Origin of the sequence: Streptosporangium sp. G11 (assembly GCF_051192615.1) — a bacterium.
In the GTDB taxonomy this organism is placed as follows: domain Bacteria; phylum Actinomycetota; class Actinomycetes; order Streptosporangiales; family Streptosporangiaceae; genus Streptosporangium.
The window spans coordinates 39,222-60,551 of sequence record NZ_JBPJUQ010000001.1 but is presented as its reverse complement, the minus strand read 5'-3'; the positions used below and the strand labels follow the sequence as shown (position 1 = coordinate 60,551).

The following is a 21,330-nucleotide window of genomic DNA, read 5'->3' as shown; positions in this document are numbered from 1 at the left end:
GGAGAGGGGCGATGCGCGCTGCCCGGGGTCGGTGGCCGGGTTATCCACAGCTTCTTCGCGTGCCCCGGGCTTTTCCACAGAGCGTGATTCGGTAACCCGTGCGGGGGACGGGCCAGGCCATCGTGTCTTTCACGCCGCCGGCACTCAGCCGGCTCTCATGGGAGGCACGATGAACGACATCTACGTCACGCTGACCGGTAACGTCGCGGCCCCGCCGCGCCAGCACACCTTCCCCGACGGCTCCCGGGTGACCTCGCTCAAGATCGCCTCGACGAGCCGTTACTTCGATCGGGAGAACCAGCAGTGGCGCAACGGCGAGACGACTTACTTCGGCGTCCGCTGCTTTCGCGGGCTCGCCGACAACGTCGCCCAGTCGGTCCATCTGGGCCAGCCGGTCGTGGTCCAGGGGCGGTTGCGGATCCGCGAGTTCGCCCACGAGGGGGAGCGCCGGTTCATGCCCGAGGTGGAGGCCAACTCGCTCGGTCACGACCTGCGCTGGGGGCTCGGAAGCTTCAGCAAGCCGCAGCGCGGCGGGCCGGTCGCGGCTCTCGGCAGCGCGGAGCGGATCGAGCTTGACCGCGAGACCTCCGACTGGGCCATGAGCGGTGGCGCCCCCGTCGCTGCCGGGGCTCTCGGTGCCCTGTCCCTGCTGAAGACCGGGTTCGACGACGAGACGTCCGCGCCGCGCGAGGGGGAGGTCACGCCTGGAGGTGAGACGGCCGAGGACGGTCCGGTTTCCGGAGACGCCACCGATCTCGGAAGCGCTGATCTCCGAGGCGCCGATCTCGGAAGCACCGATCCTGGAGACATCACCCGTCCCGGAGACGCCGCCGAGGTTCCGCCGCGCGTGGCGGATCACGAGCCCGCCAGGGAGGACCACGGTTCCGCCGGGGCCGGGGAGGAACCGGCGGAGGGGGAGGCCGTGGACAGTCGGGGAAGGGCGGCGAAGAGCACGACGACGAGGCGGCGAGACGCGGTGAGGACGAGAAACCCCGGCTCGGGGGAGGAGACGGCAGGGGGTGTGCCGGGTGCCATGAGGATCCACCCGGGTGCGGGCGATGAGACGCCCTGGCCGACGCGGGAGCCCGTGGCGGCCTGAGCCGTTTCCCTCTGGGAGGTCCGGGCCGCGGGCCTCCCAGCCAACCGGGGCTCAAGGCCGGAGCGCCGGTGCGGGGATGCTGGAAAGACGTGCTGTAGGGAGGCGGGACAGGAGGAGGGGACGAGGAGTGGGGGATGGGGGAGATCGGGGGACGGGGGTTTCGCAAGGGCAGGGCGTCTGACGGGGCAGGAGCCTCGCACGGAGAGGGAGCCTGGTGCGGGCGGAGTGAGGGGGCATCGGCCGGACGCGGTCGGTGTCTCGCCGTGGCGGCGCGGTGACGCCGAGATAACCGGCCGATGGTCTTGCCCGTGTCAGATGCCGAGACACCTGTTAGGTCCAGGTCACGCCCCGCAGCATGGCTTGCTCCTTTCCCACACGGCCCGCTCGCGAGCGAGCGGTTTCCAAGTCGTGGGTCAGCCGGTGGGCTGACTCACTCTGCCAAAGGTAGCGGTAACCATCGCACGTCGCACACTCCGCAACTATTGTGTTACACATCGTTAGTCGGAGAGGGGGACGACATGGCGGCTCCCAGTCACACGTCGGTCAAACCGCGCGACGGCATAACACCCTTGGTCGATCGGTGGCCCTTGCTGGGGCAGCGTCGACCGCTGGTCGCCTACCTCTGCGGGATAGTAGCGCTGGATCTTGTCGCGATCGTGTTCTTCTCGATTTCCGGTGTTTTTCGCTGGTCCGACGTGCTGACCTTCACCGCGTTGATGATGTGCGGAGCCGTGTGCATCGAGGCGACGCGGAGACTCGGCATGCCCGCGGGCGTCTACCGTGATCTGCTTTCCGCCTGGTGGTTGCCCGCCGCGCTGCTCCTTCCACCTCTCTACGCGCTTCTGGCGCCCATCCCGCTCCAGTTCCTGCTGCAGAAACGGGTGCGCGCGACGGTGGTCTACCGGCGGGTCGTCAGCTCGGCGGCGATCGGCCTGGCCGGATGCGCGGCCTCCCTGCTGTTCCACGCCGCGGTCGGCGATCTGAACGCGCTGACCAGGGGAGAGGGAGGGCCGATCCTCGTGGCCATCGGCTGCGCGGTCCTGTTCACAGTGATCAACACCGCGCTGATCGCCGTCGCCGCGCACACCGCCGACCCCGAAAGCCGCTGGCGGGAGGTCCTGTGGAACCGGGAGAACCTGCTCCTCGACGTCGTCGAGCTCTGCCTCGGAGTCCTCGTCGCCATCACCTGCGGGCTCAACCTGGCCCTGCTGGTCCTGGCGCTGCCCCCGGTGGTGCTGCTCCAGCGCAGCCTGCTCCACGCCCAGCTCCAGGCGGCGGCCCGCACCGACCTCAAGACCGGCCTGCTGAACGCCGCGGCCTGGCAGCGGGAGGCCGACACCGAGATCGTCAGGGCGCGTCGCACGGGGGAGACGCTCGCGTTGCTGATCGTCGACATCGACCATTTCAAGAGGGTCAACGACACCTACGGCCACCTGATCGGCGATCAGGTCCTCGTCGGGGTGGCCGACACCATCCGCAGCCAGCTGCGCGACTACGACGTGGTGGGGCGGTTCGGCGGCGAGGAGTTCGTCGTCCTGCTGCCCAGGGCCGACGTGACCGAGGCTCGCAGGGTCGCCGAGCGGCTGCGCTCCCGGGTGGGGCGGATGGCGGTCCCCGCCGACGACAACATGATCACCGTGACCATCTCGGTCGGTGTCGCGATCATGAGCGTGCACGGAGACGACCTGATCGAGCTTCTCGCAGCGGCCGACCTGGCCCTTTACCGGGCCAAGGAGCTCGGCCGCGACCAGATCTGCCTGTCCGCCACCGTTGTGCCCCCGGCCCGCAGGCCCGGATCCGAGGCCGCCCCTAGCTGAACTCCCCAGGCCCTAAACTAAAGGCATGCCGGAGTACATCTACACACTGCAGCGCGTGCGCAAGGCGCATGGCGACAAGGTCGTCCTTGACGACGTGACGCTGTCGTTCCTGCCGGGCGCCAAGATCGGTGTCCTGGGCCCCAATGGCACCGGAAAGTCGACGCTGCTGAAGATGATGGCGGGCCTGGAGCAGCCGTCCAACGGCGACGCCCGGCTCATGCCCGGCTTCACCGTCGGCATGCTTCAGCAGGAGCCCCCCCTCAACGAATCCAAGACCGTCCTCGGCAACGTCGAAGAGGGTGTCGCCGAGACCAAGGCGATGCTCGACCGCTTCAACGAGATCGCCGAGCTGATGGCCACCGACTACAGCGACGAGCTGCTCAACGAGATGGGCAAGCTCCAGGACGCCCTCGACCACCGCAACGGCTGGGATCTCGACAGCCAGCTGGAGCAGGCGATGGACGCCCTCCGCTGTCCCCCGCCGGAGTCCGAGGTCACCCAGCTCTCCGGTGGCGAGCGCCGCCGGGTCGCTCTCTGCAAGCTGCTCCTGGAGCAGCCCGACCTGCTGCTGCTCGACGAGCCCACCAACCACCTCGACGCCGAGAGTGTCCAGTGGCTCGAATCCCACCTGGAGAAATACCCGGGCACCGTCCTGGCCGTCACCCACGACCGTTACTTCCTGGACAACGTGGCCGGCTGGATCCTGGAGCTCGACCGGGGCCGCTGCCACGCCTACGAGGGTAACTACTCCACTTACCTGGAGGCCAAGGCGGCGCGGCTCAAGCTTGAGGGCCAGAAGGACGCCAAGCGCAAGAAGCGCCTGGAGGAGGAGCTGGAGTGGGTCCGCTCCAACGCCAGGGCCCGCCAGACCAAGAGCCGGGCGCGCCTCCAGCGCTACGAGGAGATGGCGACCGAGGCCGACAAGCACCGCAAGCTCGACTTCGAGGAGATCCAGATCCCGCCGGGCCCGCGCCTGGGCACCACGGTCATCCGGTCCGAGAAGCTCACCAAGGGCTTCGAGGACCGCGTCCTGATGGACGGCCTCTCCTTCGATCTGCCGCGCAACGGCCTCGTCGGCATCATCGGCCCGAACGGTGTCGGAAAGACCACCCTGTTCCGGATGATCACTGGCAGCGAGACGCCCGACGACGGCGAGATCGTCGTCGGCGACACCGTCAAGATCTCCTACGCCGACCAGAGCAGGGGCGGGATCGACCCGTCCAAGAACGTCTGGGAGGTCGTCTCCGACGGGCTCGACTACATCAAGGTCGGCCAGGTCGAGATGCCGTCCCGCGCCTACATCGCCGCGTTCGGGTTCAAGGGCCCGGACCAGCAGAAGAAGGCGGGCATCCTGTCCGGCGGAGAGCGCAACCGGCTCAACCTGGCGCTCACCCTCAAGCAGGGCGGCAACGTGCTGCTGCTCGACGAGCCCACCAACGACCTCGACACCGAGACGCTCTCCAGCCTGGAGAACGCGTTGCTGGAGTTCCCCGGCTGCGCGGTCATCACCTCGCACGACCGGTGGTTCCTCGACCGCATCGCCACCCACATCCTCGCCTGGGAAGAGGGCTCGAACTGGTTCTGGTTCGAGGGCAACTACGCCGACTACGAGAAGAACAAGGTCGAGCGCCTGGGTGCCGACGCGGCCCGGCCGCACCGCGTCACCTACCGCAAGCTCACCCGCGACTGACCCCGGTCCCGGAGCCCGGCTCGGCGACCCTCCCGGAGATCGACTCGGTCTCCGGGCGGGGCGCCGCACCTGACAGGGGCCCGCCCGCCACGGGCGCGCCCGGCCGTGACCGGAACGCTCTCGACGAGCCCTTGGTGCCCCGCCGTACGGCGGGGCACCAAGGGCTCGCTACGGTTCTGGGTGTGTTTGAACAGAGCATCGCGGACGGCGTCGGCCGTGGTCACCGGCACGTGTTCCCCAGGGCCGTCAGGTTCGCCGACATCGACTCGCTGGGACACGTCAACAACGTGCGGTTTCTCGACTACCTGGAGGACGCGCGGCTGGCGCTGTTCCATATCGACCCCCACCGCGAGGGCGGCGAGCCGTTCAAGGGACTCGTGATCGCCAGGCACGAGGTCGACTATCTGCGTCCCCTCACCTTCCGCCCCGACCCGGTGCGGGTGGAGTCGTGGGTGACGGAGATCCGGCCGGTCCGATTCACCCTCGCGTACGAGATCCGTGACGACGAGGAGATCTTCGTCAAGGCCCGCTCGGTGCTCGTGGCCTACAACGTGGAGAGGGCCTCCCCCCGGCGGTTCAACCAGGATGAGCTCGCCTATCTGAGCAGGTTCGCCGCGAACTGAGGCCGCGTGGTGCGGGTCGCCGGCCCTGGACGCCCGCCACCCCTCCCGGGACCTGTGAGGTGCCCGACGCCCCCGCGGAGCGCGCCGCCGTCCCGAGGCGCCCTCGCCCCTTCTCACGGGCCTGCGGACCTGTGGGCGCCGCCGTCTCCTCCCCGCGGACCTGCGGGGTGCCGCCGTCTCCGTGGCACCTCCACCCCTCCGGTGGTGCCGCCCGCCACCGGGAGCGCTCAGGCGTCGGGGGTGTAGAGCCAGGCCGCGGTGTCCGGCAGGAGCAGGTGGCCGTCCACCGGGGCGCTGCCGATCAGGACGCGGTCGTGCGACGGTAGCCCGACCGGTCCGGAACCGCAGTTGATGACGCAGGTCAGGGGGCCTCGGCTGAAGATGAGGGCGTCCTCGGGGGCGTCCAGCCAGGTGATCTCGTCCGGCAGCGTGCCGCGCAGCTCGCGGCGGGCGCGCAGGGCGTCCTGGTAGAAGCTCAGCGTGGAGCCCGGATCGTTCGACTGGCGCTCGGCGGAGAGCACGACCCACTCGACCGGCTGGGGCAGCCAGGGCCGCGCCCCGTCGGGCGAGAAGCCGTAGGGCTCGGCCACGCCGGACCAGGGGATTGGGACCCGGCAGCCGTCGCGGCCGGGCAGCTCTCCCTTGGAGCGGGCGAAGATGGGATCCTGCCGGGCCTCCGGGGGAAGATCCTTCACCTCGGGGAGGCCTAGTTCCTCCCCCTGGTAGAGGTATGCCGAACCCGGCAGGGCGAGCATGGCGAGCAGAGCCGCGCGGGCCCGGGCGAGGCCCGTCGTGGAGTTGGTCTGGCCGTTGCCGTACCGGGTCACGTGGCGGACCACGTCGTGGTTGGAAAGCACCCAGGTGGGGGCGGTCACGGCGGCCAGCGTGTCATCGATGATCTTCTTGAACGCGGGCCCGGACCAGGGTGCCTCCAGCCAGGCGAAGTTGAAGCTCTGGTGCAGCTCGTCGGGGCGGACGTACAGCGCCAGATCCTCGGCGGAGTCGGTCCAGACCTCGCCGATCGCCATCCGCTCGCCGTCGTAGGAGTCGAGCACCTTGCGCCAGTCGCGGTAGACCTCGTGAACCTCGGCCTGCCCCCAGATCGGCGACTCGGCCTTGAAGGCCTGGCCCTCCGGCGGGGTGTCCGGCAGCCCTTCGGCCTTGTAGAGGCCCATCGCCACGTCGATCCTGAACCCGTCGACCCCCCGGTCCAGCCAGAACCGCAGCACGTCGAGGAATTCGGAGTGCACCTCGGGGTTGCGCCAGTTGAAGTCGGGCTGCTCCGGGGCGAAGAGGTGGAGATACCACTGCCCGTCGGGCGTCTTGCTCCAGGCCGGGCCGCTGAAGGTCGACTGCCAGTTGTTGGGCGGCAGGTCCCCGCCGTCGCGGAAGACGTAACGGTCGCGGCCCTCGCCTCGCAGCGCGGCCTGGAACCACTCGTGGGCGGAGGAACTGTGGTTCGGGACGATGTCGACGATCACCCGAAGCCCGAGCCGGTGCGCCTCGGAGACGAGCTCGTCGAAGTCGGCGAGCGTGCCGAAGAGCGGGTCGACGTCGCGGTAGTCGGCCACGTCGTAGCCGCCGTCGGCCATGGGGGAGCGGTAGAAGGGGGTCAGCCAGATCGCGTCCACGCCGAGTTCGGCGAGGTAGGGCAGGCGCTGCCTGATGCCGGGCAGGTCGCCGACGCCGTCTCCGGAGGCGTCGGCGAAGCTGCGAACGTAGATCTCGTAGACGACGGCGTCACGCCACCAGGGGGTTTCCATGTGCATGGGTTGCCCCCGCTCGGCGGTGTTTATGCGTCGCGGACCCTGGCCATGCAATGGTTTTGCGCCGGAGACGCCGATCGCGCGGAGTTCTATGCGTCGGGGGCGTTGACCATGCTGTGCGCCGCGTACACGAGATAGTCCCAGAGGCGTTTCTCCAGGTCGTCGTGGAGCTCCAGGGAGACCACCGCGTCGTGCATGTGCCGGAGCCAGGCGTCGCGTTCGGCCGAGCGGATGACGAAGGGGTTGTGCCGCATCCGCAGCCGAGGGTGGCCGCGCTGGGTGCTGTAGGTGTTGGGACCGCCCCAGTATTGGATGAGGAACAGGCGGAGCCGTTCCTCGGCGCCTTCGAGGTCGTCCTCGGGGTACAGCGGCAGGAGGATCGGGTCGGCCGCCACCCCCTGGTAGAAGCGGTGCACCAGACGCCTGAAGGCCTCCTCGCCGCCGACGGCGTCGTAGAAGGTCTGGGATTCCTCGGGGGTAGCGGACACGTGCTCCAGCCTAATTGACGTCAGGCGGCGATCGTGATGTCGGCCCGGTCGAGGGCGAACTTGATCCGAAGACGGAGCTCGCGGGCGACCTCCGCCTGCCGGGAGGGGATGGTCTTGGCGCTGACCCGGAAGATGACGGCGGTGTCGGAGATCTGCTCGATGCCCCAGACCTGCGGCTCCTCGACGATGATCGAGTCGCGGAAGGCGGGCTCGTTCCACATCTCGTCGGCGACCTCCTTGAGAAGGTCGCGGACCAGGGGGATCTCGGAGGCGTAGGCCACCGGCACGTCGACCGTGGCGCGAGACCAGCCCTGCGACTCGTTACCGACGCGGGTGATCGTGCCGTTGCGGATGTACCAGACCCGGCCGTCGCTGTCGCGCAGGCGGGTGATGCGCAGGGTGACCGCCTCCACGGTGCCGATCGCGGCGCCCGCGTCGATCACGTCGCCCACGCCGTACTGGTCCTCCAGGAGCATGAACATGCCGGCGATGAAGTCCTTGACGAGCTCCTGGGCGCCGAAGCCGATCGCCACGCCCAGGATGCCGACGCTGGTCAGCAGGGGGGCGATGGGGACGGAGAGGCGTTCGAGGACGGTCAGCACGGCGGTGCCCATGATGATGATCGAGGCGATGTGCCTGAGCACCGAGCCGATGGTCTCGGCTCGCTGCCTGCGCCGTTCGGCCACGATCGCGTCGAGGCCTTCGAGGGCGACCGTCTCCCTGCCGCGCAGCCGCCCCGCCAGGGACGCGCGCTCGGTGGACGCCCGGCGCACCACCCGGCCGATCAGCCGGTGCGCCACGTTGCGCAGGATCAGCGCGATGACCACGACCAGCGTGATGGCGATCAGGCCCGCGATCGCGGGGGCCACCCAGTCGACGGCCGCGGGCACGAGCATCTTCACGAAGTCGCAGATTACCCCACCGCCGTTCCCGCACCCCTGTGTCAGGCCCGCGCTCATGTCGAGAAGGTCCTCGACGACGACCCCCGGACCGGAGGTCGGGGTGGCGCTGGGGGTGGGAACGGGCGTGGGGGAAAGCAGGAACACGGAGTGGATCCCTCTCGGGTCGGATCGACGGGCTGACTGGGTAAGTCATGCGACCTAACCCATCTTGCCGATCGAACCGGCCTCCGTCACATTACGCCGGGGAAGACGGGGACATCCTGGTCTAGGGCCGCGGGGGCGGACCCGGATGCCCCGGTGACGGGGGGCCCGGACGGGGCACGCACCCGGAAGCGTGTCCCGTGCCGTTCCCGAGAGGGATCCCTCCGGTCACCGCCCGGACGAGAGACCGGACGGCAGCCTGTGCTTTACAGCAGTTCGTTGGCTTCGGCTCGCGGGAGCCTCCACGTTTCGGCCGGTGGGAGCCGGTGCGTGCAGGCCGGCGCGTGCAGGCCCGCGGGTGCGGGCCGGACGATTCGGAGCCGGCGGGGTGCCCAGCGTCCGAGGACGCTCCGCACCGGTCACCCCGCCGGCTCCGTCGAGCCGCGGCAGACGCGGCGCACCGGGCGGGTGAACGCCCGTTGCGCCGCTCACCTCAATCTCCTACCGCGGCGAGTACGCGTGCGACCTTGGTCGCGGCACCGGCGGGATCCTCCACCGTGTGCATCTGCTCACCCCAGGACCACCAGTAGTACCAATCCCGATGGCTGGGGGCGGCCTGTGCCCTGCAGGTGACGTTCTCCGCCAGGCTGGTCGCCTTCGGATTGATCACTCGTACGAACGCACGGCCCGAGTGGGTCCGCACCACACGGGCGTGCAGCCCGCGGCAGTCAAGCTCCGTCACCAGTCGCTCAAGGTGCCGGAAATCGTCTTCACCCACCTCGTCCCTCCTCGTGGTCGGCTTGCCGGCACCGAATCGTGTTCGTTCGATCACGCTTACGGTGCTGCTCGCCAAAGATGACTCACGGTGGCCCCACGGGTCAATTCGGAGAAAACCCAGTTCAGGGTGGGGGATGTGCCAAGTAGGTTGAAAGAAACAGTCCTCCGGAGGACGATTCTTAGCCAGCGGCTTTATTAGCGTGTTCCGGATGAGTCAAACGTGGTCCATCATTCTCCGTAGGCGCAGTGCGACGAAAAGATCACGCTGAGTCAAGGGAGAGAGGACCGGTCGGGACCAGTGTGCCAGCCAGCCCGGCCGGCCACGAGAGAGGGGCCGGTATGTCCGGCAGGCAGCACAGGGAGACAGAGTTAGCGCGGCAGGTCCGGGCCCGTGGCCTGGCAGCCGGGAAGTCCTCGGCGCAGATAGCCGAGGAAATCTATGAAAAGTGTAGTTCGCAATTCGGGACCACTCGGATTAAAGGTCACCGCCTCGCGCACGGCGTCGCTCTCGCGGACGTCATCGAACAGATACGGGCGCTGTTCGAACGCGACGGCAAGTCGGCCCCCGGCATCGGTGAGACGCTCCTGTCCGCGTACGAGAGCGGGCTCAAGCGTCCCGGCCCCGAATACCTGCACTACCTGTGCTCCGCCTACCGGGTCGAGCCCGCCTCCCTCGGCTACGACGGCCCGTGCATCTGCGGCCACGGCCACAGGATGCCCGGTGTCGTCCGAGGCGATCTCCAGGATGGAAGACCCGACACTTCCCCTGGTCCGCGTGAGCTGCTGATCGAGCCGATCGGCGTCGACCCTTCCGCGGACGGGGGCGAGGAGGACGAGAACGTGCTACGGAGGACGCTCTTACAGCTCCTGGCCGGCAGCGGCATCGCGCTGGACGGGCAGGTGCTCGGATCGGTGGAGAGCATGCGCAGGAGGATGGACGACACGCTGGTCTCGGCCACCGTCTCGCCCGCGATGCTCGATCAGTGGGAGGAATCCACCATCGGCTTCGGCCGCCAGTACATGAACACCCCGCCGCTCAGGCTGCTGTGCGACGTGATGCTCGAATTCGGCGCGGTGCGCAAGGCCATGGAGCGACGCCAGCCGGTCGACCTGCAGGAACGGTTGTGCCGCATGGCGGCGCAGCTCGCCGGTCTGAGCGGCATGATCATGGTCAATCTCGGCGACCACAGGCTCGCCCGGTCCTTCTTCAGGACCGGCAGGACCGCGGCGGACGAGACCGGCGACCGGGCGCTGAGGGCGTGGGTCACGGCCAGGGAGGCCCTGGTCCCGCTCTACTACGGCGACCCGCGCGAGGCTCTCAACCTGGCGAAGAAGAGCCGTGACCTGGCCGGGCAGACGCCCTGCGCGGCCCAGGCCATGGCCCCGGTGGTCGAGGCCCGCGCGCTGGCGATGATGTCGGGGTCGGGCAAGAAGGAGGTGGTCGACCAGGCGAAGCGCGCGTTGTCGAGAGCCAGGGCCGCTTTCTCGCAGATGGCCGCCGCGGACCAGGACGACTCGACCTTCGGCTACACCGAGCGCCAGCTCTACTTCCACCAGGGGGACGCGCTGGTCAAGCTCGGGCAGGCGATGGAGGCAGACCTCATCCTGGAGCAGGCGCTCACCAAGTACGGCCCGACCGACTGGCTCGACCCGACCTTCATCAAGTTCGACCGGGCCCAGTGCAAGATCCTTGAGGGTGACGTGGACGAGGCGCTGGAGATCGCCCAGCGTACGGTCTCGGGCCTTGACGAGGCGTGCCGGCCCGACATCCTCATGCAGCGTGCCCACGAGGTGGGCAAGCAGGTCGAGGTGAAGGCCCCCGGTCATCCCAAGCTCAAGACCTACATGGAGTCGCTGCGCAACCGCGGCGCGTCGACGGACGATCCGACGGCCGACAGGAGTGGCAGTTGAAGCCGAGGCTTCGGCGTTATCGCTGGTCCGACATCGAATCCGTCTGGGCGCTCCACCAGATCTGCCTGGCCCAGGTCGGTCTCGCGCCGGGTGACGGCGTCTACTACGAGGACGACTTCCCGAGGATTCACGAGATCTATCTGGCCGACCGGGGGGAGTTCCTCGTGGGTGAGATGCCCGCCGGGCGTGTCGTCACGATGGGCGGTCTCCGTCGCGTCGACGACCAGACCGCCGAGATGTGCCGCATGCGGGTCCATCCGGAGTTCCAGCGGCGCGGTTTCGGTGCCCAGATGGTCCTCGCGCTGGAGGCGCGGGCAATCGAACTCGGTTATGTACGTCTTCGTGGTGACACCACCCTGAATCAGCCCGCGGCGATGGAGCTCTATCGCAAGTTCGGGTGGCGCGAGATCCGCCGGGAAGAACGAGGGGGGTGTGTGGTGATTTACGGAGAAAAAGACCTAATAGCCGCTATGTCCTCTTTAAGTAAGTGATCTCTATTTTAGAATATTTTACTAATAAGTATTGCCTATTTCGGAGATATCCGAATAATTGTTCTTCGTACCTACCGCCATTCCCTGGTGAGTGCGATGAAAAAGATCATTGTTCACAAAACCGGCGTGTCAAGACTCGGTGGCGTCGCGAGCGCCATCCACAAGGGATGAGATCCCTCCCTGCCGGGAGAATCTTCCTCTGACGGTCGCGGCCCTCGATCCGCGGGATCGAGGGCCGCACCGGTTTTCCGCCTCCGGCCATTCATGTCTGCCCATACCCGGCGGCCGGTTCACCCCAGCCGCGTGAGCCGGGAGACGACATCCGGCAGGTCCGGGGGCTCCAGGAAGTCGGGGAGATCGGCCATCTCCGCCGGTGAGAACCAGCCGGAACCGAGGTAGGTGATGTCCTCCTCGGCGGTGAACGACTCCGCGCCCACCTCGGGGGTGCCCTCGAACCTGGCCAGGTAGAACCGCTCGGTCTTGGCGTAGTGGACGCCGAGCCAGTGGAATGCCCGGCGCACCGGCACCCACCGGTCCAGCACCGCCTCGCCCGGCAGGCCCGTCTCCTCCGTGAGCTCGCGCCGCGCGGCGTCGAGGGGGGCCTCGCCCGGGTCGATCCCACCGCCCGGCGGCTCCCAGAGACTCTGGCCGCCGACGGGGTCGCGCCAGTGCATGAGAAGCACCCGGCCGGACCCGTCCACACAGATCACCCGGGCCGCGGGCCGGTCGTTCGGCTGAAGGGCGTCCATAGGGCAGGGACCGTACCACCGCCGTCCTTTCGTCGGGTCCGCGCCCCGGGCGTCCCGGTGCCTCCGGTGGCCCGCGTTCTCCTGGTCCGCCACGTGCCGGACGGCCGGGTGTGGCGGCGGGATTCGCTGTACTCTGCCCAGGTCAGATGGAAGCACCGTACGATCCGACCTCTCAAGCTCAAGGGTGAAGGCATGAGTTCCAGGGCCGAGTTTGTGTTGACGCTGTCCTGCCCGGACCGTCCCGGAGTGGTGGCCGCGGTCTCCGGTCTCCTGGCCGGGCGGGGATGCAACATCATCGAGAGCCAGCAGTTCGGTGACGCCGTGGCCGGGCGGTTCTTCATGCGGGTGCAGTTCGCCTCCCCGCTGCCCGACGGGGAGCTGCGCGAGGCCTTCGCCGCGCTCGCCCCCGAGCTCGGCATGGATTTCAAGCTGCGCGAGATCTCCGTCAAGCCGCGCGTACTGGTGATGGTCAGCAGGTTCGGACACTGCCTGAACGACCTGCTCTATCGGATGCGCTCGGGCCTGCTCGACATCGAGATCGTCGCGGTCGTCTCCAACCACCCGGACCTGCGGCCGCTGACCCAGTCGTACGGCATCGACTACCACCACCTGCCGATCACCCCCGAGACCAAGCCCAGGCAGGAGGAGGAGATCCTGACCCTGGTCGACCACTACCGGGCCGACCTGGTGGTCCTCGCCCGCTACATGCAGGTGCTGTCAGAAGACCTCTGCGTCAAGCTCGCGGGCAACGTGATCAACATCCACCACTCGTTCCTGCCGTCGTTCAAGGGCGCCAAGCCCTACCACCAGGCGCACTCCCGCGGCGTGAAGCTGATCGGCGCGACCGCGCACTACGTGACCGCCGACCTCGACGAGGGCCCGATCATCGAGCAGGAGGTCGCCCGGGTCAACCACACCCACTCCGCGGACGACCTCGCCGCCATCGGCCGCGACGTCGAGTGCCAGGCCCTGGCGCGTGCCGTCCGCTGGCACACCGAGCAGCGCGTCCTGCTCGACGGTCACAAGACGATCGTCTTCCCCCGCTAGCGCGCGGCGACCGGTCACCGCGACCGGCGGCCGGGTCTTCCCGCGGCCCGGCGGCACAGGTTTCCCGGAACCGGTGAACGCCGGAGGTGACCGGGTCTCGCCCAGGAAGCGGGCGGATGTCTCGGGACCGGCCGCTCCCCGGGCGCAAGACCCGTGAGACCCGCAGGAGGACTCAGGGGCTCACGGATTTTTCCCTGCCGGCTTTCCGAGGGCTGACGCCGGTGACGTCCTCGGGGTGGGAGACACCGTACGGGCGTCCTCTCTCGTCGGTGCCGGTCTTCTCCCGGCCCTTCTCCTTCCTCCGGTAGGCGATCTTCTCGGCGCCGCGGTTCTCGCTGGTGCCGACGCCGAGGGGGGACCTGGCCTCGGTGTCGGTGGGGGGAACGCCCTTGCGCTCGGCCTCGGACACCACGCGGGGCGGCCCCTTGTCGTCCGGAGGGGGGCCGAAGGCCCGGTTGCCCGAGCGTACGACCTCCTCGCTCGCGTGGCCCACGTCGCGGGAGTGGCCGTGCTCCCTCGTCTCGCCCTTGCCGCTCCGGCCCTTGTTTCCGGATCCGCGTCTGTCGTTCATGTCCAGCACCTCTGGGTTCGCTCGGTGGTCAGCAGATTCTCGGTAGTGGGTCGCCGACCAGCAGGTCGACGATGCGGGTGCCGCCGAAGGAGGTCCTGAGCAGGACCAGTCCCGGCGGGTCGTCATTGATCCGCCCGATGATCGCCGCGTCGGAGCCGAGCGGGTGGGAGCGCAGGGCGGCCAGAGCCGCCTCGGCGGAGTCCCCGGCCACCACCGCGACCATCCGGCCCTCGCAGGCGACGTAGAGCGGGTCGATCCCCAGCAGCTCGCACGCCCCCCGTACAGCGGGACGGACCGGCACCGCGTCCTCGTCGAGGACGACGGCGACCCGCGAGGCCTCCGCTATCTCGTTGACGATCGTCGCCACCCCGCCCCGGGTCGCGTCGCGCAGGCAGCGCACCGCACCGCTGCCGCCGTGACCGTCACGCCCGTCGCTGTCACGTCCGTCGTCGTCACGACCGCCGCCGCAGGCGTCCAGCAGCAGGCCGACGAGGGCGTTGAGCGGAGCGGTGTCGGAGTACAGGTCGGCCTCGATGTCGAGTTCTCCCCGGGCGAGCATGACGGTGATGCCGTGCTCGCCGATCGGGCCGGACACGATGACCGCGTCTCCCGGCCGCGCGCGGGCCGCGCTCAGCCGGACGGGCCGGTCGAACGTCCCGATGCCGGAGGTGGTGACGTAGCAGCCGTCCGCCTTGCCCCGCTCCACGACCTTGGTGTCGCCGGTGACGATCCACACGCCCGCCACCCGCGCCGCCTCGGCCATCGAGGCGGTGATGCGCCGCAGGTCGGCGACGGGGAAGCCCTCTTCCAGGATGAACCCGGCCGAGAGGTAGCGGGGGCGGGCCCCGCACATGGCCAGGTCGTTGACGGTGCCGTTGACCGCGAGGTCGCCGATGTCGCCGCCGGGGAAGAACAGCGGCGTGACCACGAACGCGTCGGTGGTGAAGGCGAGCTCGCCGGTGACCGCGCCGTCCTCCAGGGTCTCCAGCATCGGGTTGCGGAACGACTCCAGGAACACCGCCTCGATCAGGGTGTGCGTGGCCTTGCCGCCCGCGCCGTGCGCCAGGGTGATGCGATCCTCCCGCACGCGCGCCCCGCGCCGCCGCACCCGCTCGATCCGGTCCAGCACCTGCTGCTCCCGGCCGCGTGCCTCCTCTTTCAGGTCCGGCGTCCGCCGGGGGGCGTGTGGTTCCTCCCTCAGGTCGGGCATCTGCCGGTCCCCGTCGCCTGATCGTGGAGGATCCATCTTCCGCACGTCGTGCTCCTCGACTCGCCCGGTGCCGCCCTTCGCGCCGTTCACCTCCGGGTCGCCTCCTTGACGCGCTCGCGCGAGAACCGGCCGAAGTTGTAGTACGCCGCGCAGGCGCCCTCGGACGACACCATGCACGTGCCGATCGGCGTCTCCGGGGTGCACGCGGTGCCGAACACCTTGCACTCCCAGGGCTTGAGTACTCCCTTGAGCACCTCGCCGCACTGGCACGCCTTCGGGTCGGCCACCCGCCCGCCCGGGATCTGGAAGATCCGCTCGGCGTCGAAGGCGGCGTACCGCTCCGTGACCCTGAGCGCCGACTGCGAGATGAAGCCCAGCCCGCGCCATTCGAAGTACGGCCGTAGCTCCATCACCTGGCCGATGACGCGCAGGGCCTTGAGGTTGCCGTCCCACGGGACCACCCGGGAGTACTGGTTCTCCACCTCAGAACGGCCCTCGGACAGTTGCAGGAGGATGCGGTAGACCGTGTGCAGCACGTCCAGCGGCTCGAAACCGGCCACCACCATGGGCCTGCCGTAGGCGCGCGCGACGAACCCGTACGGCCGGCAGCCGATCACGGTGGAGACGTGGCCGGGCCCGATGAACCCGTCCAGGCGCAGGTCGGGGGAGTCCAGGATCGCCTTGATGGCGGGAATGATCGTCACGTGGTTGCAGAAGACCGAGAAGTTGCCGATCCCCTCGGCCTCGGCGCGCAGGACCGTCATCGCCGTCGAGGGCGCGGTGGTCTCGAACCCGATGGCCATGAAGACCACGCGCCTGCCGGGGTTCTGCCGGGCGATCTTCAGGGCGTCCAGCGGGGAGTACACCATCCGGATGTCGGCTCCCCGCGCCTTGGCGTCGAGGAACGAGCCGTTCCCGCCGGGCACCCGCATCATGTCGCCGAACGACGTCATGATCACGTCCGGCTGCTCGGCGATGTGGATGGCGTCGTCCACCCGTCCCATGGGGATGACGCAGACCGGGCAGCCGGGACCGTGCACCAGGGTGACGGCCTCGGGCAGGTAGTCCTCCAGGCCGTGCTTGTAGATCGTGTGGGTGTGCCCGCCGCACACCTCCATGAACTTGTAGTCGCGGCCGGGCTCGCACAGCGCGGCGATCCGCGCGGCGAGCATCCTGGCCTTCCCGGCGTCGCGGTACTCGTCGACGAAGCGCATCTGCCCTCACCCCTCCTCGATCATGGATTCCCGGAGGGCCGCGATCTCGTCTTCGTACGCCTGGCCGATGCTTTCGAGGAAGTCGAGCGCGGCCCTGGCCTCCACCTCGTCGATCTTCGACAGCGCGAACCCGACGTGGATGAGGATCCAGTCGCCGGGTACGACGCGCTCGTCCTCAAGTAGGCCGATGTTGATCGCGCGCTTGACGCCGCAGACGTCGACCATGGCCAGATCAGGACGGTCCGACAGGATTTCCACGATCTCGCCGGGAATTCCCAGGCACATGAGAGGCCTCCGCCATCTGGATGGATTCGAGGACGAGGTCGTCGCCGCCGTCGCTGTCGATATCGGTGCCGCCGCACTTCGCGCAGAGGGCGAAGGGGTCGACGGAGGTGGACGTGCTCCCGCAGGAGCGGCAGGTCATCCTCACGGGGACGATGACCAGATCCACGTGGGCGCCCTCGGCCACGGACCCGTGGGAGATCGAGGAGAACGCCTGGTTGATCGCCGGTTCCGTGATACGCAGCAGGGCGCCCGCGTGGACGCGTGCCCGCCGCACCCGTCTGCCGTTCGCCCGCTTCTCCACCGCGGTGAGGATCGCCTCGGCGATCCCGAATTCGTGCACGATTGTTTCCTCTCTAACGCTCAGGGGTGTGATCGGACGCGATCCGCCCGGCCCCGCCGTCCAAATGGTCCGGCGGTCGTACGGGTCCACCGGGGCATGCGCCGGCCCGTCCCGCCGAACCGCGCGTCCCCGGTCCTCCGGACGATGTCCGGGGCGCGGGTCCGCTACATGTTCCGCATCCTCATGTAGCGCCTGATGTCGGGGAGCGACCGGTAGACCAGTACGGCCACCCCCGCCACCAGCGCCCCCGCCAGAAAACGTCTCAGCATGTCCGTTCCTCCTCGTGGCCCGCGGTGGCGAGCGCCATCGCGATCTGTTGTCCCGCGAGCTCGACGACCAGGTCCGCCGCCCTGCCGACGGCGTCCGCGACCGGCGCGCTGAGCCCCATGCCCGGCGAGATGTCGGCGGGCTGGCAGCCCACGAGCAGGACGCGGCCGGTCTTACCGCCGAGCACGCCCACCAGCGAGAGCACGGTCTCGGGCGTCATCGAGTGCGCGTCGACGAAGGATCCCGGTACGTCGCCCGCCGACGGTTCGAGGACGTACAGGGTGCCGGGCGGGCCGCCGCGCGACACCGCGTCGACCAGGATCGCGGTGTCGTACCCGCCTCCGGTCAGCTCGTACGCCAGGTGGACGCCCCGGATGCCGAAGTCCCTGACCTCGACCCCGCCGGGCAGGTCGCCGGAACCGGCACCGGCCAGGTGCCTGGCCACCGCGACCCCGAAGCCGTCGTCGCCGAGGAAGACGTTTCCCACACCGGCCACCAGGATCCTCACGCGCCCACCTCCCCGTCGCCGAGCGGGCGGTCGAGCCGCGGCCCTCCGGCCGATCCCTCCGCGGCCGACCTTCCCGTCGCCGGTTCCGTCGTGGGTTCCGTCGCCGGTTCCGCCGCCGATCCGTGCCCGGTCGATCCGTGCCCGGTCACCTCGGCGGCGGTGGAAGCGCCCGGCGCCGATCCGTCCGTGAGCGGCTCGATCTCGTCGGGGGCGAAGTAGAGGAAGCGGCCGTGCGATCGGTGCAGGTCGGCGCCCGGGTCCTCGTCGAGGGTGACGGCCAGGTGGTGGGCGCCGTCGATGTCGAGGAGCACGGCCTCGACGTGGGCGGTCCTGCCGGTCAGGAACATGTCGTGGGCGTCGGCGCGCCGCCGACCGGGAACCAGCCTGACCCTGCTGCCCCTGGAGACGGCCACTCCGGCGACCGTCACGCTGTCGGTCTCCGGGGAGACGGTGGCGTCACTCGCCGGATCCCACCAGGGGGTGGGCGTCTCCTCCAGGTCCGGGGAGCCTCCCGCCTCCGTGGGCGCGGAGGGTTGCCGGCCGGTGGCGGCCTCCACCGAGCGGATCGCGCCGTGGAGCCGTTCCAGCAGCTCGGGCGGCATGCTGCCGACCATGTCGATGAGCTCGGCCACCCGGGGGTCGGTCTCCCGGGCCTCCCGGGCCTCCTCGTCGGTGAGGGTGAGCGTGCGCAGGTGGAGCATCTCGTCGATCTCCGTGGAATCGAACAGGGGGCCGGGGCTCTCCGGCGCGATGTCCGGGTGGTCGTAGAGGATGATCGGCGAGGACAGCACCACGTCCCGGTGGCCGGGCTCGCCCACGAGTACCGGCCAGGTGTGCTCGTTGCGGCAGGTCTCCACGGCGGGCCGCGCCCATTCCGGCGGGTCGAGCAGGGAGACGAAGGCCCCGGCGTTCACCGCGATGAGCAGGTGCGCCGAGATCAACGAGTGCCGCAGCGCCTGCTCACGCGGCGCGCCCAGCGGCTGCCAGGGGTCGGTGTTCTCCACCCGGGCGCGCAGCTTGACCAGGTCGTACGGGCCGGGTATCTCCTCGGCGGAGACCTTGAGCGCGGCGCGCAGCGGCAGGTGCTCGGAGACGAGGCGTCCTATGACCTCTCCGGACGGCGCCACGATCGGCTCGACCACGCGGTCTCCGGGAATCCGTATCTCGATCACCCGCTCGGGGGCGTTGAGCAGACCGGCGACGGGGAGTATCACCTCCGCCTCCCGCTCGGTCGCCTCGTCGAAGGTGAGGTAGGTCCTGTGGCCGTTTCGCAGCTGCTGGACCGGCCAGTAGCCGTCGTCCTCGGCGCGCTCGACGCCGCGCGTCCTGACGTGCAGGAAACGCAGGTTCAGGTGCACCACGGCGTACGCGGCCCCTTCGAGGAGGCATTCGGTCACGTTGGCCGGATGCTCGGCGGTCGCGGTGAACCCCGGCGGGACGAGCACCCCGAACTGCCAGCGCACCTGGTTCTTGGTCGCCGAGGCCCGGTAGGGGTAGAGAAGGTAGCCCTCGTACAGCACCGCGTCCGCCACCCGCCGCGCGATGTCCATCGGAACGCTCATCGCCGCGTCTCCTTGAGCAGTAGTTCCAGGGTCTCGTCCCAGGTCGCCAGGGCACGCCCGGACTTGAACCTGCTGAGTTCCCGCAGCGTGTCGCGGCGCAGCCGCAGCCACCCCGAGTCCGGGAAGTAGCGGTCCATCAGCTCCCGCCACACCGCCACCGGCAGCCGGCAGCGGGCCTCGCGGTGCCACGGCACCTGGCTCACCGAGAAGCCGTCCCGCGCCCTGGCGAACACCGTGCCGCTGAAGAGCATGATCATCGGGATCTCGCCGTCGTCCAGGGCGGCGAAGTACCTGCCCGCCGACACCTCCAGGTCGTAGCCGCACGGCACCGGTACGTCGATCTCGGTGCTCCCGGTGAACGCCGGGACCATGACGGAGACGTCGGCGAACCGCAGGGGTTTCACCGTGTCGCCCCATCGGGCCGGGTCTCCGAACAGGTCGCCGAGCAGCTCCACCTCGGTCTCGCCGTAGCGCCGCAGGTGAGGCTCCACCCGGATCTGGCAGCGCAGCGCGATGGTGTGCACCCCGCCGGGGGAGGGTTCGGTGACGCGCAGCCGGAAGAGCAGCGTCGGGAAGGCCGCGTACGGCTCCGCCCGCACGTCCACGCAGTCGAACGCGAGCTCATCCACGGTCCTCACCGCCCCGGGCGGACGGTACGGTGCGGCTGCGCCCGCGCAGGCCGGCGAAGAAGCCCTCCATGGCCTCCCGCGCCTCCCGGCCGCCGTCGAAGCCCTTCCAGTGCCGCCGCACCAGGCCGACCAGCTCGTAGCAGGCGTCGATCGGCACCAGGTGGCAGGCGAAGCCCCCGTCGGCGCGGCGGTTCACCAGGAGGGCCTCCACGTCGGGCTGGACGTCGGCCATCGCCGGGTTGGCCGCCAGGACGCGCTCCCACGTCTCCAGCGGGAGCAGCGACTCGGTGGCCCCGGCCGGGCTCGGGTAGAACGCCACGGTCCGGCCCATCGCGGAGTTGCGGAAGAAGAAGGCCGTGCGGACCGGGATCTGCATCTCGTCCCAGTCGGCCGCGTCCAGCAGGAACCGCGGGGCGTGAAGGTAGCGTCGAGGGACGGCCCGGTAGCGTGCCCGGCCGCCCGCGTCGCGGGTGAACAGCAGGTAGCAGGCCCGGCAGGCGCACAGCAGTCCCCTGTTCCCGACGTTCACGACGTGGCCGTGCTCCTCGCCCGCCGGTGCCGCGCACAGCTCGCACAGCGTCACCGGCGGCCCGCCGGGCCGGCCCCCCGGGGGCGGCTCGCGGAACCTGCGCAGCCCGGTGGCCGTCACGACACCGGCTCCGACACCGGGCACGGGCCGGGCGCGCGGCGCTGGATCTGCAGCAGCCCCGACCGCCCGCCGGTCACCCCCTCGACCTCCACCCCCGACACCTCGGGCGCCGCCTGGGCGATGGCTCGTTCGATGGCATCGGTCACGGTGACCAGCGAGGACGGGCAGCCGTGGCAGGCTCCCTCCAGACGGAGCCGCACGATCCCGTCCTCGCCCACGTCGAGCAGCTCCACGCCGCCCTCGTGCGATCCCAGATAGGGCCGTACGGTGTCCAGGGCATCGCGGACGCGTTCGGCCGTGCTCAGCGGATGCAGGTCGTGCAGCACCAGCAGCCCGGACACGAGCGGGTCGCCGACCATGCGGCCCAGCACCTCGGCGGCCTCGGCCTCGGTGACGATCTCGACGACGCGTTCCAGACCGGCGCCGTACAGCTCGACGAGGGCCCGTACGAGATCCTCGGCCTTGGCGCGCGTCACGGCGTCGCTCAGCGCGCCGAGGTCGGCGATCAGCGCCTCGACGCGATCGCCCGCCGCCCGGACGTCATGGGCTTGCGGCATCTGCCCGAGCCCCCTTTCCGGTGCCGGGAAACGGTCG

General features: G+C 69.7%; 23 protein-coding genes. 7 read left to right on the top strand and 16 right to left on the bottom strand.

The features are described from left to right. Positions 1-169 precede the first annotated feature (169 nt). The 4 genes from ACSDR0_RS00300 (at position 170) to ACSDR0_RS00285 (ending at position 5,229) form a co-directional block, all read left to right on the top strand. Positions 170-1,099 (top strand): single-stranded DNA-binding protein, encoded by a 930-nt coding sequence (locus ACSDR0_RS00300; protein WP_435286630.1) that lies wholly within the window; start codon positions 170-172, stop codon positions 1,097-1,099. A gap of 587 nt (positions 1,100-1,686) precedes the next feature. Then, on the top strand, positions 1,687-2,916 hold the full coding sequence (locus ACSDR0_RS00295) for a GGDEF domain-containing protein (protein ID WP_435286629.1): 1,230 nt from the start codon (positions 1,687-1,689) through the stop codon (positions 2,914-2,916). A 25-nt stretch (positions 2,917-2,941) separates the two neighbouring features. Further along, positions 2,942-4,606: an energy-dependent translational throttle protein EttA gene (ettA, locus tag ACSDR0_RS00290; protein WP_435286628.1), complete on the top strand. Its 1,665-nt coding sequence runs from the start codon at positions 2,942-2,944 to the stop codon at positions 4,604-4,606. Positions 4,607-4,788: 182 nt separating this feature from the next. Then, on the top strand, positions 4,789-5,229 hold the full coding sequence (locus ACSDR0_RS00285) for an acyl-CoA thioesterase (RefSeq protein WP_435286627.1): 441 nt from the start codon (positions 4,789-4,791) through the stop codon (positions 5,227-5,229). A gap of 227 nt (positions 5,230-5,456) precedes the next feature. Here ACSDR0_RS00285 and ACSDR0_RS00280 read toward each other — a convergent pair whose 3' ends face one another. The 4 genes from ACSDR0_RS00280 to ACSDR0_RS00265 all read right to left on the bottom strand — a co-directional run bounded on the left by ACSDR0_RS00280 (position 5,457) and on the right by ACSDR0_RS00265 (position 9,304). Then, positions 5,457-6,998, bottom strand: coding sequence for a glycoside hydrolase family 13 protein (locus ACSDR0_RS00280; protein WP_435286626.1), 1,542 nt, complete (start codon positions 6,996-6,998; stop codon positions 5,457-5,459). Between the two features lie 86 nt (positions 6,999-7,084). Further along, on the bottom strand, positions 7,085-7,483 hold the full coding sequence (locus ACSDR0_RS00275) for a globin (protein ID WP_435286625.1): 399 nt from the start codon (positions 7,481-7,483) through the stop codon (positions 7,085-7,087). Between the two features lie 20 nt (positions 7,484-7,503). Continuing rightward, entirely contained in the window at positions 7,504-8,529 is a 1,026-nt protein-coding gene (locus ACSDR0_RS00270; protein ID WP_435286624.1) for a mechanosensitive ion channel family protein, read from the bottom strand. 490 nt (positions 8,530-9,019) lie between these two features. Continuing rightward, positions 9,020-9,304, bottom strand: coding sequence for a hypothetical protein (locus tag ACSDR0_RS00265; protein ID WP_435286623.1), 285 nt, complete (start codon positions 9,302-9,304; stop codon positions 9,020-9,022). Positions 9,305-9,642: 338 nt separating this feature from the next. Here ACSDR0_RS00265 and ACSDR0_RS00260 point away from each other — a divergent pair, with 338 nt between their 5' ends. Then, the gene (locus ACSDR0_RS00260) at positions 9,643-11,214 is read left to right on the top strand and encodes an XRE family transcriptional regulator (RefSeq protein ID WP_435286622.1); all 1,572 of its coding nucleotides are present in this window, start codon (positions 9,643-9,645) and stop codon (positions 11,212-11,214) included. Beyond that, a complete protein-coding gene (locus ACSDR0_RS00255) occupies positions 11,211-11,705 on the top strand; it encodes a GNAT family N-acetyltransferase (protein WP_435286621.1) in 495 nt (164 codons plus the stop codon). Before ACSDR0_RS00260 ends, ACSDR0_RS00255 begins: the two co-directional genes overlap by 4 nt. Positions 11,706-11,995: 290 nt before the next feature. Here ACSDR0_RS00255 and ACSDR0_RS00250 read toward each other — a convergent pair whose 3' ends face one another. After that, positions 11,996-12,454, bottom strand: a complete 459-nt coding sequence (locus ACSDR0_RS00250) for an NUDIX hydrolase (protein ID WP_435286620.1) — start codon at positions 12,452-12,454, stop codon at positions 11,996-11,998. Between the two features lie 192 nt (positions 12,455-12,646). Here ACSDR0_RS00250 and purU point away from each other — a divergent pair, with 192 nt between their 5' ends. Beyond that, positions 12,647-13,501, top strand: a complete 855-nt coding sequence (gene purU, locus ACSDR0_RS00245; RefSeq protein ID WP_435286619.1) for a formyltetrahydrofolate deformylase — start codon at positions 12,647-12,649, stop codon at positions 13,499-13,501. Between the two features lie 172 nt (positions 13,502-13,673). On the opposite strand, the gene ACSDR0_RS00240 is transcribed toward purU, so the two are convergent. The 11 genes from ACSDR0_RS00240 to ACSDR0_RS00190 all read right to left on the bottom strand — a co-directional run bounded on the left by ACSDR0_RS00240 (position 13,674) and on the right by ACSDR0_RS00190 (position 21,293). Beyond that, entirely contained in the window at positions 13,674-14,072 is a 399-nt protein-coding gene (locus tag ACSDR0_RS00240; protein ID WP_435286618.1) for a hypothetical protein, read from the bottom strand. A gap of 28 nt (positions 14,073-14,100) precedes the next feature. Next, on the bottom strand, positions 14,101-15,372 hold the full coding sequence (hypE, locus tag ACSDR0_RS00235; protein WP_435286617.1) for a hydrogenase expression/formation protein HypE: 1,272 nt from the start codon (positions 15,370-15,372) through the stop codon (positions 14,101-14,103). After that, positions 15,369-16,496 carry a hydrogenase formation protein HypD gene (gene hypD, locus ACSDR0_RS00230; RefSeq protein ID WP_435286616.1) on the bottom strand — a complete coding sequence of 376 codons (1,128 nt, stop codon included), beginning with the start codon at positions 16,494-16,496 and terminating at the stop codon, positions 15,369-15,371. Before hypD ends, hypE begins: the two co-directional genes overlap by 4 nt. 6 nt (positions 16,497-16,502) lie before the next feature. After that, positions 16,503-16,754, bottom strand: a complete 252-nt coding sequence (locus tag ACSDR0_RS00225; RefSeq protein ID WP_329084500.1) for a HypC/HybG/HupF family hydrogenase formation chaperone — start codon at positions 16,752-16,754, stop codon at positions 16,503-16,505. Continuing rightward, entirely contained in the window at positions 16,729-17,121 is a 393-nt protein-coding gene (locus ACSDR0_RS00220; protein ID WP_435286615.1) for a hydrogenase maturation nickel metallochaperone HypA, read from the bottom strand. Before ACSDR0_RS00220 ends, ACSDR0_RS00225 begins: the two co-directional genes overlap by 26 nt. 164 nt (positions 17,122-17,285) lie before the next feature. After that, entirely contained in the window at positions 17,286-17,390 is a 105-nt protein-coding gene (locus ACSDR0_RS00215; RefSeq protein WP_435286614.1) for a DUF6893 family small protein, read from the bottom strand. Next, positions 17,384-17,896: a hydrogenase maturation protease gene (locus ACSDR0_RS00210; protein WP_435286613.1), complete on the bottom strand. Its 513-nt coding sequence runs from the start codon at positions 17,894-17,896 to the stop codon at positions 17,384-17,386. The genes ACSDR0_RS00215 and ACSDR0_RS00210 overlap by 7 nt, the downstream gene beginning before the upstream one ends. Next, the gene (locus tag ACSDR0_RS00205; RefSeq protein WP_435286612.1) at positions 17,893-19,458 is read right to left on the bottom strand and encodes a hypothetical protein; all 1,566 of its coding nucleotides are present in this window, start codon (positions 19,456-19,458) and stop codon (positions 17,893-17,895) included. The genes ACSDR0_RS00210 and ACSDR0_RS00205 overlap by 4 nt, the downstream gene beginning before the upstream one ends. After that, a complete protein-coding gene (locus ACSDR0_RS00200) occupies positions 19,455-20,087 on the bottom strand; it encodes a DUF6084 family protein (protein WP_435286611.1) in 633 nt (210 codons plus the stop codon). Before ACSDR0_RS00200 ends, ACSDR0_RS00205 begins: the two co-directional genes overlap by 4 nt. After that, complete coding sequence (locus ACSDR0_RS00195) at positions 20,080-20,736, bottom strand: DUF5947 family protein (RefSeq protein WP_435286610.1); 657 nt, start codon at positions 20,734-20,736, stop codon at positions 20,080-20,082. Before ACSDR0_RS00195 ends, ACSDR0_RS00200 begins: the two co-directional genes overlap by 8 nt. Continuing rightward, positions 20,733-21,293 (bottom strand): NifU family protein, encoded by a 561-nt coding sequence (locus tag ACSDR0_RS00190; RefSeq protein ID WP_435286609.1) that lies wholly within the window; start codon positions 21,291-21,293, stop codon positions 20,733-20,735. Before ACSDR0_RS00190 ends, ACSDR0_RS00195 begins: the two co-directional genes overlap by 4 nt. Positions 21,294-21,330 lie beyond the last annotated feature (37 nt).

Coding starts and splice junctions, on each gene's coding strand:
- ACSDR0_RS00300 (WP_435286630.1), top strand. CDS start 170: ATGAACGACATCTACGTCACGCTGACCGGTAACGTCGCGGCCCCGCCG.
- ettA (WP_435286628.1), top strand. CDS start 2,942: ATGCCGGAGTACATCTACACACTGCAGCGCGTGCGCAAGGCGCATGGC.
- ACSDR0_RS00280 (WP_435286626.1), bottom strand. CDS start 6,998: ATGCACATGGAAACCCCCTGGTGGCGTGACGCCGTCGTCTACGAGATC.
- ACSDR0_RS00260 (WP_435286622.1), top strand. CDS start 9,643: ATGTCCGGCAGGCAGCACAGGGAGACAGAGTTAGCGCGGCAGGTCCGG.
- ACSDR0_RS00250 (WP_435286620.1), bottom strand. CDS start 12,454: ATGGACGCCCTTCAGCCGAACGACCGGCCCGCGGCCCGGGTGATCTGT.
- purU (WP_435286619.1), top strand. CDS start 12,647: ATGAGTTCCAGGGCCGAGTTTGTGTTGACGCTGTCCTGCCCGGACCGT.
- ACSDR0_RS00240 (WP_435286618.1), bottom strand. CDS start 14,072: ATGAACGACAGACGCGGATCCGGAAACAAGGGCCGGAGCGGCAAGGGC.
- hypD (WP_435286616.1), bottom strand. CDS start 16,496: ATGCGCTTCGTCGACGAGTACCGCGACGCCGGGAAGGCCAGGATGCTC.
- ACSDR0_RS00215 (WP_435286614.1), bottom strand. CDS start 17,390: ATGCTGAGACGTTTTCTGGCGGGGGCGCTGGTGGCGGGGGTGGCCGTA.
- ACSDR0_RS00205 (WP_435286612.1), bottom strand. CDS start 19,458: ATGAGCGTTCCGATGGACATCGCGCGGCGGGTGGCGGACGCGGTGCTG.
- ACSDR0_RS00190 (WP_435286609.1), bottom strand. CDS start 21,293: ATGCCGCAAGCCCATGACGTCCGGGCGGCGGGCGATCGCGTCGAGGCG.